The sequence below is a fragment of the Microbispora sp. H10830 genome, assembly GCF_014161375.1.
Lineage (GTDB): Bacteria > Actinomycetota > Actinomycetes > Streptosporangiales > Streptosporangiaceae > Microbispora > Microbispora catharanthi.
In genome coordinates, this window is the sequence record NZ_JABBWX010000042.1 from 1 (window position 1) to 6,291 (window position 6,291).

General features: G+C 71.8%; 7 protein-coding genes and 1 pseudogene. 6 read left to right on the forward strand and 2 right to left on the reverse strand.

Annotated elements, in window-relative coordinates; translation table 11 throughout:
* A pseudogene (locus HHX35_RS42230) lies at positions 1-227 on the reverse strand (hypothetical protein); the annotation flags it as partial.
* Between the two features lie 316 nt (positions 228-543).
* On the opposite strand from HHX35_RS42230, the gene HHX35_RS42235 reads away from it, so the two are divergent.
* The 6 genes from HHX35_RS42235 to HHX35_RS42260 all read left to right on the forward strand — a co-directional run bounded on the left by HHX35_RS42235 (position 544) and on the right by HHX35_RS42260 (position 5,780).
* A complete protein-coding gene (locus tag HHX35_RS42235) occupies positions 544-993 on the forward strand; it encodes a hemerythrin domain-containing protein (RefSeq protein WP_220506547.1) in 450 nt (149 codons plus the stop codon).
* A 189-nt stretch (positions 994-1,182) separates the two neighbouring features.
* Positions 1,183-1,485 (forward strand): hypothetical protein, encoded by a 303-nt coding sequence (locus tag HHX35_RS42240; RefSeq protein WP_139577649.1) that lies wholly within the window; start codon positions 1,183-1,185, stop codon positions 1,483-1,485.
* Between the two features lie 39 nt (positions 1,486-1,524).
* Complete coding sequence (locus tag HHX35_RS42245; protein WP_182904226.1) at positions 1,525-2,892, forward strand: cytochrome ubiquinol oxidase subunit I; 1,368 nt, start codon at positions 1,525-1,527, stop codon at positions 2,890-2,892.
* A complete protein-coding gene (locus HHX35_RS42250) occupies positions 2,892-3,905 on the forward strand; it encodes a cytochrome d ubiquinol oxidase subunit II (RefSeq protein ID WP_182904227.1) in 1,014 nt (337 codons plus the stop codon). Before HHX35_RS42245 ends, HHX35_RS42250 begins: the two co-directional genes overlap by 1 nt.
* Positions 3,906-3,974: 69 nt before the next feature.
* Positions 3,975-5,390 carry an MFS transporter gene (locus HHX35_RS42255; RefSeq protein ID WP_182904228.1) on the forward strand — a complete coding sequence of 472 codons (1,416 nt, stop codon included), beginning with the start codon at positions 3,975-3,977 and terminating at the stop codon, positions 5,388-5,390.
* Positions 5,391-5,414: 24 nt separating this feature from the next.
* Positions 5,415-5,780 carry an MmcQ/YjbR family DNA-binding protein gene (locus HHX35_RS42260; protein WP_182904229.1) on the forward strand — a complete coding sequence of 122 codons (366 nt, stop codon included), beginning with the start codon at positions 5,415-5,417 and terminating at the stop codon, positions 5,778-5,780.
* 268 nt (positions 5,781-6,048) lie between these two features.
* Here HHX35_RS42260 and HHX35_RS42985 read toward each other — a convergent pair.
* The coding region (locus HHX35_RS42985; protein ID WP_220506548.1) for a hypothetical protein at positions 6,049-6,291 on the reverse strand (243 nt) is incomplete at its 5' end.

The window sequence follows — 6,291 nt, forward strand, 5'->3', positions numbered from 1 at the left end:
ATCCAGGCCTTGGCGGTGGGGGTGGCGAAGCCCCAGCCGAACAGTTTGTCCAGGAAGGCCCACAGGAACACCCAGCCGATGGCGATGCGGGCGGCGGCCCATGCGTACCGGGCCGGGCCGGTGGTGGTCGTCTGTGTGGTCGTCCGGGGCGCGGGGGTCTGGGCCGTGACGGGGGGAGTGGCGTCGTACACGTGGTTGCCGTGGTGGCGCCTTTCGATGGTGGCCATGACCGGCCCCTTTCAACGTCTTCTCGCTCTTTCGACACTTCAAGCAAACCGCGATCACCGGCCGTGCCGCAGGAGCAGTACGGCACGCTCAGGCCGTCCCGAAGTCCCGTGATCGCGGGACCTTCGGCCCAGCCGGTCCCCCCGGCTGAGGAATGCCGATCGGAACGGGTGACGCGGGACCGGTACGGAGAGGTCCAAGGTCCCTGCCCGGCCGTCCGGCAGCCGGGCACCGTTGACTGAGTCCGGCGGTGTGACCGCGCTCGGAGCACTCTTGGGGGATCGAAGGCATATGTGCGAGTACTGCGGCTGTCAGGCCGTGACCGCGATCGACGAACTGACTCGCGAGCACGATCTGGTGGTCAACCTGATCGCGGATGCGCGCACGGCGCACACCGCCGGCGACGCGGACGCCATGGCCGCGATCGCCAGACGGATCGCCGAGGTGCTCGGCCCGCACACCGAGGTCGAGGAGCACGGCCTGTTCCCCGCCCTGGCGGACGAGTTCCCCGAGCAGATCGCCGGGCTGGAAGCGGAGCATCGGCGCATCGAGGCCGTCCTCGGTGAGGCCGCGGACGCCACGCCTGCCGATCCCGGCTGGCCGCTCAGGCTGCTCGACGCTCTGAACCTGCTGCGCGCCCACATCCTCAAAGAGCAGGACGGAGTGTTTCCGGCGGCGTTGGCCGGCCTGAGCACCGAGGACTGGGAAGCCGTCGAGGCGGTCAGGGCCCGGGCCGGCACACTGCTGCGGGCCACCGGCGGTCAGTGAATCGTGGCCCACCCGATCGTGGCCCTGCCATGACGGCCGGCACGCGGCGGCCGGGAACGGCGCCATCCCTCAAACGGCGGTAGAACCTCTCATCGGCTTGCGCAAAAGCCGGTCGGGGCGCTGCCTCCGGCGTGCGCGCGGGGGTACCTACGCACCAGTCCGCGGTACTCGCGAGAGGGGAATCCCCCCATGACCACAATGTCCAAGCACCACCCGCACACGGGACACGATCATCACCATGGCGCCGACTGCGGCCATGTCGCGGTGCCGCACGGCGACCACGTGGACTACGTCCACGACGGCCACATGCACCGGGTTCACGAGAACCATGTCGACGAGTGCGAGGTGAGCGGGCACGTCGTACACGACGCGCACGACCACGAGCACGGGCCGGGGTGCGGGCACGTGGCCGTGCCGCACGGCGACCACGTCGACTACATCCACGACGGGCACCACCACATGCACCACGACGGTCACTGGGATGACCACTAGGACACTCCCCGGCCGGGGCTCCCCGGCAGGGAGCCGACGATGCGACCGGCGCTCGCGGCGCCGCTGATCGTCGCGGCCGGCCCGGCCGGCGGGGCCGACCTGGCCGCGGCGCGGACGCAGATGGCCCTGTCCCTCGGATGGCACATCATCGTCGCGTGCCTGGGGGTGGGCATGCCCGCCCTGCTGCTGTTCACCGAGTGGCGGGGGCTGCGGAGAGGCGACGACGACTACCTGCGCCTCGCCCGTCGCTGGGCGAAGGCGGTGGCCGTCCTGTTCGCCGTCGGGGCCGTGTCGGGCACGATCCTCAGCTTCGAGATGGGCCTGCTGTGGCCGGGCCTGATGGGCGTGTACGGCCAGGTGATCGGGCTCCCGTTCGCGCTGGAGGGCATCGCGTTCTTCCTTGAGGCGATCTTCATCGGGATCTATCTCTACGCGTGGGACCGGCTCTCGCCCAGGGCCCACCTGCTGAGCGGGATACCGGTGATGGTCGCCGGTGTGGCCTCGGCGTTCTTCATCGTCTCGGCCAACGCGTGGATGAACCAGCCGCGCGGCTTCCTCCTTCAGGGCGGCCGCGTCACGCACGTGTCGCCCTGGGCGGCCATGTTCAATCCCGCCACCCCGCCGCAGACGATCCACATGATCGTCGCGGCGTTCATGGTGTCGGGCTTCGCCACCGCGTCCGTCTACGCCGTGGCCCTGCTGCGCGGGCGGCGGGACCGTTACCACCGCCTCGGCTTCCTCGTGCCCTTCACCGTCGCGGGGGCGCTGGCGCCCGTCCAGGTCCTGGTGGGCGACTACGCCGCACGTTTCCTCGCCGGCTACCAGCCCACCAAGCTCGCCGCCATGGAAGGAGTGACCAGGACCGGCTCGCACGCGCCGTTGAGCGTCGGCGGGATCTTCGTGGACGGCCGTCTGCGCTACGCGCTGGAGATCCCCAACGGACTGTCGCTGCTGGTCGGCTACAGCCCGGACACCGTCGTGCAGGGGCTGGACCGTACGCCGCCCGCCGACCGGCCGCCGGTGACGCCGGTCCACCTGTGTTTCGACACGATGGTCGGCATCGGCGTCCTGCTCGTGCTGCTGGCGGCCTGGCTCGCCTTCGGCTGGTGGCGGTGGCGTGAGATTCCGCGCTCCCGCCTGTTCCTGTGGCCGGCGGCCGCCTCCGGCGTGCTCGCGATCGTCGCCGTCGAAGCGGGCTGGGTGGTGACCGAGCTCGGCCGTCAGCCGTGGGTCGTGTACGGCAGGCTGCGCACCGCCGACGCGGTCAATCCCGCGCCCAATCTGTGGGCGGGACTGCTGCTGCTTGTCGCCGTCTACACGGTCCTCACGGTGTCGACCGTGTACGTGCTGCGGCTCATGGTCCGCGCCCGGCCGGTGGCCGCGCCGCAGGAACGGGAGACGGCCTGATGGAGGCGGCGCAGGTCCTGCTCGGGGTCATGTGGGTCGGACTGACCCTGTACGCGCTGCTCGGCGGTGCCGACTTCGGCGGCGGCCTGTGGGACCTGCTGGCCGGGGGCAGCCGGGCGGGCATGCCCCAGCGGCGGCTCATCGAGCACTCGCTCGGCCCTGTCTGGGAGGCCAACCACGTCTGGCTGATCTTCGTGCTCGTGGTGCTGTGGACCGGTTTCCCGCCGGTCTTCGCGGCGGTGATGTCCACGCTCTACATCCCGCTCACGCTGGCGGCGTTCGGGATCATCGGCAGGGGGGCCGCGTTCGCGTTCCGCAAGAGCAGCACCGAGCTGTGGCAGCGGCGCCTGTTCGGCGCGGCCTTCGCGCTGTCGTCGGTGCTCACGCCGTTCTTCCTCGGCACGGTGGCCGGGGCCGTCGCGTCCGGCCGGGTGCCGCCCGGCCTGGCCAGGGGACGCCTGGTGGGCGCGTGGGTCAACCCGACCTCGATGCTGGGCGGCGTCCTGGCGGTGGCCGTCTGCGGCTACCTGGCCGCGGTCTTCCTGTGCGACGACGCCGTGCGGTCCCGCCTGCCGGGGATGGCCGAGGTCTTCCGGCGCAGGGCGCTGGCCGCGGCCGCCGTCACCGGTGTGGTCGCCCTCGGCGGCATCGGGGTGCTGCACGCCGACGCCCCCCGGCTCTTCACCGGCCTCACCCACCGGGCGCTGCCGCTCGTCCTGGCGAGCGCTGTGCTCGGCGTCGCCTCCATCGCGCTGCTGTGGCTGCGGCGCTACCTGCTCGTACGCGGCACCGCGGCCCTGGCCGTGGCCGCCGTGATGTGGGGGTGGCCGGTGGCGCAGTATCCGCTCATGCTGCCGCCGGCGGTGTCCTTCCGGCAGGCGGCGGCGGAACCGGCGGTGATCACGGCGGTTCTCGCCGTCGCCGGGGCGGGCGCGCTGCTGGTGCTGCCGTCGATCGCGTGGCTGCTCGCCGTCCAGCACCGCCTGCCGTTCGAGCGGGGCAGCCCCGGCTGAGCCGCGCCGACGGCGGGCACCGGGAGGCGTTCCGACCTGCGGGGATAGGCTGGGTGCAGGGGTCGGAGAATGCGTGATCTGCTGAGGGAGTCGCGCCGCCCCCACCGCGTGCGCGAGCACCCGTACGCCCCCTGGTTCGCCGTGGGCGCGGTGTGCATCGGCGCGTTCATGGGACAGCTGGACGCGAGCATCGTCACCCTGGCCTTCCCCGCCCTGGAAGGAGAGTTCGGCGCCTCGCTGGCGGCCGTGCAATGGGTGTCCCTGGGCTACCTGCTGGTGCTGGTCGCGTTGCTGGCCGGGGCCGGCAGGCTCGCCGACGTGGCGGGCCGCAAACTGGTCTACCTCTACGGCTTCGTCGTGTTCACCGTCGCCTCGGCCGCCTGCGGGCTGGCGCCGTCCCTGGCGGTGCTGGTGGCCTGCCGGCTGGTGCAGGCGGCGGGCGCGGCGATGCTCCAGGCCAACAGCGTGGCCCTGGTCGTGTCGAGCGTCCCCCGGGCGCGGATGCGGGCCGGCCTCGGCATGCAGGCGGCGGCCCAGGCGCTCGGCCTGGCCCTCGGGCCGGCCCTCGGCGGAGTGCTGGTCGCCACGGCGGGATGGCGGTGGGTGTTCTGGATCAACGTGCCGGTCGGCTGCGCCGCTTTGATCGCCGGGCGTTACCTGCTGCCGCGCACGCGGCAACGGGGGAGGGGCGGCCGCTTCGACTGGCAGGGACTGGTCCTGCTCGGGGCCTCCACCAGCGCCCTGCTGCTCGCCGCCTCCGTGATCTCGGGCCTGGAGCTGCCGTCCTGGTCCGTCCCCGTCCTGCTCGCCGTCGCCGCCGGGGCCGCGACCGGCTTCTGGCGGTGGGAGGCACGGGTGCCGTCCGCGCTCATCGACACCGCCCTGCTCCGCAACCGGGTCGTCACGGCGGGGCTCTCCGGAGCGCTGGGCGGCTACCTGGTGCTGTTCGGCCCCCTGGTGTTGATCCCGCAGATCCTCGTGGCCGGCGGGACCGGCGAACTGGTCGCCGGCCTGGTCCTGACGGCGCTGCCCGGGGGCTTCGCGGTGAGCGCCCTCATGGGCGACCACCTGCTGCCCCGGGCCTGGGGCGACCGGCGCAGGTGCGTCGTCGGCGCCGTGGCGGCGGCCGCCGGCTGCGCGCTGCTGGCCGCGGATCCCGCCGCCGAGGGCTGGGCCGGGGCCTGCCTGGCGCTGACGGGGGGCGGGCTCGGCCTGTTCGTGCCCGCCAACAACACCGTCGTCATGGCCGCCGTCCCCCAACGGGTGTCCGCCACAGCCGGCGGCATGGTGAACATGGCGCGCGGCATCGGCACGGCGCTCGGCATCGCGGCGGTGACCCTGGCCCTGCACCTCGCGGGGGGTTCGCATGAGGCGGGCGCCCGCGCCGCGCCGGCCGTCCTTGCGACCGTGGCGCTGCTGGCCGCCCTCACCGCTTCGGGCCGGGTGGTGCGGCGGGGGGCCGGCCCCTACCCTGGTCGCTCATGACGACCGTGCGAAGGGGCGAGCCGCATGAGCGATGAGGACGTGGCGGCCCGGCTCCGGGAGATCTGCCTGAACCTGCCGGAGGCCGTGGACAAGCCGTTCGGGGGCCACACCGCGCCCTCGTACCGGGTCGGCGACAGGTTGTTCGCGATGACCAGTGAGGACGGGCGGTCGCTGACGTTCAAGGCCGGGCCGGGGGTGCAGGACGCCCTCGTGGCCTCGGACCCGGAGCGCTTCTTCGTCCCGCCGTACGTCGGCCGCAACGGCTGGGTGGGCGCGCGCCTGAACACCGAGCAGGACTGGGACGAGATCGCCGGACTGATCGAGGACAGCTACCGGCTGATCGCGCCGAAACGACTGGTCCGGCTCCTCGACGAACGGCCGACCGCTTAGTACTCCAGTGACACTTTGAGATCATGGGTGGGATCTGCGCTGGTAGTGGCATCGGCGGGCGGTGGCTTGATGGCGGCGTCGCCGGTGTGACCAGTGCAGGATCTGTTCGGTCCGCGGTGTCGGGTGAGGGCGGCCAGTAGGCGGCGATCTTCAGATGTCTTCACAAACTCCGAATGATCACGTGGTGGTCGTTCCCACGCCACCAGAACCGCGAAGATCGCGAAGTGTCACTGGAGTACTACATGGTTCGATATGTGCGCAGTGGGGTTCAGCAGTTGCGGTGCACGATATCCGCCCTGTCGTTGTAGTCGTCCCCGACGTAAGAGATCGCCCCAGGGTTGTAGTTGGTGAAGAGGTACAGGGTCGTTTCGTAGTTCAAATATTCCCAGTATTCGACCGAGTTGGTCGTGCTGTTGTCGGCCGAGGATATGCGGTCTCTCCAGCCATATGGTGCGAGGTCCTGCGTGCCGCAGTCCGAAAGCTTGCCTCGCGGGTAGCCGAAATTGATGTC

Coding starts and splice junctions, on each gene's coding strand:
- HHX35_RS42240 (WP_139577649.1), top strand. CDS start 1,183: ATGACCACAATGTCCAAGCACCACCCGCACACGGGACACGATCATCAC.
- HHX35_RS42250 (WP_182904227.1), top strand. CDS start 2,892: ATGGAGGCGGCGCAGGTCCTGCTCGGGGTCATGTGGGTCGGACTGACC.
- HHX35_RS42255 (WP_182904228.1), top strand. CDS start 3,975: ATGCGTGATCTGCTGAGGGAGTCGCGCCGCCCCCACCGCGTGCGCGAG.
- HHX35_RS42245 (WP_182904226.1), top strand. CDS start 1,525: ATGCGACCGGCGCTCGCGGCGCCGCTGATCGTCGCGGCCGGCCCGGCC.
- HHX35_RS42260 (WP_182904229.1), top strand. CDS start 5,415: ATGAGCGATGAGGACGTGGCGGCCCGGCTCCGGGAGATCTGCCTGAAC.